We start from the raw sequence: 3,207 nt of genomic DNA, 5'->3' as shown, positions 1-3,207 counted from the left end.
GGGAAAAAGTTCATTGACATATTGAGTAGAAACTGTAACAGAGTTTGTGATTAGAAATAATCATGAAAATGAAGTAGAGTAAGTGAATAAGGGCGCACGGGGGATGCCTAGGCTCTCAGAGGCGAAGAAGGACGTGATAAGCTGCGAAAAGCTACGGGGATCGGCCAATGCGAATTGATCCGTAGATATCCGAATGGGGCAACCCAATCCGTTAAGGATTATATCGTAAGATAGGCGAACGTGGGGAACTGAAACATCTAAGTACCCATAGGAGGAGAAAACAACAGTGATTCCGTGAGTAGTGGCGAGCGAAAGCGGAACAGCCCAAACCACATATGTTACGGCATATGTGGGGTTATAGGACCTGCAAAAAGAGAGACAAAGTGACTGGAATGGCATGGGAAGGCCAATCGTAGAGGGTGAGAATCCCGTACGGGAAGTTTTGTTGATTGGGCGGGTATCCTGAGTAGGCCGGGACCGGAGGAATCCCGGTTGAATTTGCCAGCACCATCTGGTAAGGCTAAATACTCCTGAGAGACCGATAGTGAACTAGTACCGTGAGGGAAAGGTGAAAAGTACTCCGAATAGGAGGGTGAAATAGAACCTGAAACCGTGCGCTTACAAGCGGTCGGAGCTACTGAGTGTAGTGACGGCGTGCCTTTTGCATAATGAGCCTACGAGTTACTCCTCTCTGGCAAGGGTAAGGCATTGAGTGCTGTACCCGGAGCGAAAGCGAGTCTGAAAGGGCGATTGAGTCGGAGGGGGTAGACGCGAAACTTAGTGATCTACCCATGGCCAGGTTGAAGTTGTGGTAACACACAATGGAGGACCGAACCGATAAGCGTTGAAAAGCTTCCGGATGAGCTGTGGGTAGGGGTGAAAGGCTAATCAAACTGAGAAATAGCTCGTACTCCCCGAAATGTTTTTAGGAACAGCGTCGGGAATTGTATGATGGAGGTAGAGCTACCGATAGGACTAGGGGGAGTCAAATCCTACCAAATCCTGACGAACTCCGAATGCCATTATACAGAACCGGCAGTGAGGGCTGGGGTGCTAAGGTCCCAGTCCGAGAGGGAAAGAACCCGGACCTTCCGCTAAGGTCCCCAAATCTAGATTAAGTTGAACAAAGGTGGTCCAGTTGCAGAGACAGCCAGGAGGTTAGCTTGGAAGCAGCTATTCCTTTAAAGAGTGCGTAACAGCTCACTGGTCGAGCGACAGGGCGTCGATAATAATCGGGCATCAAATCTAGTACCGAAGCGAAGGATTGATAGTAATATCAGTGGTAGGGGAGCATTCCAACGGCGGCGAAGCTGTGCTGTGAGGCATGGTGGAGCTTTTGGAAAAGCAAATGTAGGCATAAGTAACGATAAGGCGGGCGAGAAACCCGCCCACCGTAAGACCCAGGTTTCCTGATCAACGTTAATCGGATCAGGGTTAGTCGGGACCTAAGGCGAACCCGAAGGGGGTAGTCGATGGACAACGGGTTAATATTCCCGTACTATTCATACAGGTGATGGAGTGACGGAGTGATGAAAGATCCGCGCGGTGACGGAATACCGCGTTGAAGGTTGTAGGTATTGGACTGATAGTTAAATGCGTCAGTTTAGCCGAAGCTGATAGTACTGAGCGTCTACGGACAATCAGATAGTGATCCTAAGGGCTTCCAAGAAAAACTTCTAGCGTTAAGCGTATGAATACCCGTACCGCAAACCGACACAGGTGGTCGAGGAGAGTATCCTAAGGTGCTCGAGTGAATCATGGCTAAGGAACTCGGCAAAATAGCCCTGTAACTTCGGGAGAAGGGGCGCCTCTGGCGACAGAGGCCGCAGTGAAGAGGCCCAGGCGACTGTTTAACAAAAACACATGGCTTTGCGAAGTTTAAAGACGAAGTATAAGGCCTGACACCTGCCCGGTGCCGGAAGGTTAAGAGGGGATGTTATCGCAAGAGAAGCATTGAATCGAAGCCCCGGTAAACGGCGGCCGTAACTATAACGGTCCTAAGGTAGCGAAATTCCTTGTCGGGTAAGTTCCGACCTGCACGAATGGTGTAACGATCTGGGCACTGTCTCAGCCATGAGCTCGGTGAAATTGTAGTCACGGTGAAGATGCCGTGTACCCGCAACGGGACGGAAAGACCCCATGCACCTTTACTGCAGCTTAGCATTGGTACTGGATAAATGATGTGTAGGATAGGTGGGAGACTATGAAGCGGGTTCGCCAGGATCTGTGGAGTCACTGTTGAAATACCACCCTTTATTTATTTGGTATCTAACCCTGAATCAGGGGACATTGCTTGGTGGGTAGTTTGACTGGGGTGGTCGCCTCCAAAAGGATAACGGAGGCTTCCAAAGGTTCCCTCAGTACGCTTGGTAACCGTACGTGGAGTGCAATAGCATAAGGGAGCTTGACTGTAAGGCCGACAAGCCGAGCAGGGTGGAAACACGGGTATAGTGATCCGGCGGTTCTGAATGGAAGGGCCGTCGCTCAAAGGATAAAAGGTACGCTGGGGATAACAGGCTGATCTCCCCCAAGAGCTCATATCGACGGGGAGGTTTGGCACCTCGATGTCGGCTCGTCACATCCTGGGGCTGAAGAAGGTCCCAAGGGTTGGGCTGTTCGCCCATTAAAGTGGCACGCGAGCTGGGTTCAGAACGTCGTGAGACAGTTCGGTCCCTATCTGTTGCGGGCGTGGGAAGTTTGCGAGGACCTGACCTTAGTACGAGAGGACCGGGTTGGACTGACCGCTGGTGTACCGGTTGTGGTGCCAACTGCACTGCCGGGTAGCTACGTCGGGAAGAGATAAGCGCTGAAAGCATCTAAGTGCGAAACTCCCCTCAAGATGAGACTTCCATATAGGGCCCTCAGAGACGATGAGGTTGATAGGCTGCAGGTGTAAAGGCAGTAATGTCATAGCTGAGCAGTACTAATTGCCCGAAAGCTTACCTATGCTGTGTTACAGTTTCTACGATATATGTTAAAAAGCGTACCAAGTACGATGTACAGTGTACCAAGAACAATAAAATATTACATACCGAACAGGTATCAAGATTTAGGCGGCCTAGCGCAGGGGTCCCACCTCTTCCCATCCCGAACAGAGAAGTTAAGCCCTGCTGCGCCGATGGTACTGGGGTTACACCCGGGAGAGTAGGTCGCCGCCACATTATTCAAGCCTCAGCTAAACAGCTGAGGCTTTTGTGTTTTAGAGCC

General features: G+C 50.7%; 2 rRNA genes. Both read left to right on the top strand.

Annotated features, from left to right (window positions below):
* The first annotated feature begins 76 nt into the window (after positions 1-76).
* A 23S ribosomal RNA gene (locus tag O0V13_RS21305) occupies positions 77-2,947 on the top strand.
* A gap of 102 nt (positions 2,948-3,049) precedes the next feature.
* Positions 3,050-3,161: ribosomal RNA gene (gene rrf, locus O0V13_RS21300) — 5S ribosomal RNA — on the top strand.
* Positions 3,162-3,207: the final 46 nt, after the last annotated feature.

This window comes from Algoriphagus sp. PAP.12, from assembly GCF_026652115.1.
GTDB lineage: Bacteria > Bacteroidota > Bacteroidia > Cytophagales > Cyclobacteriaceae > Algoriphagus.
Note: the sequence above shows the minus strand (reverse complement) of the source record. Positions and strands in the feature narration are given on the sequence as shown.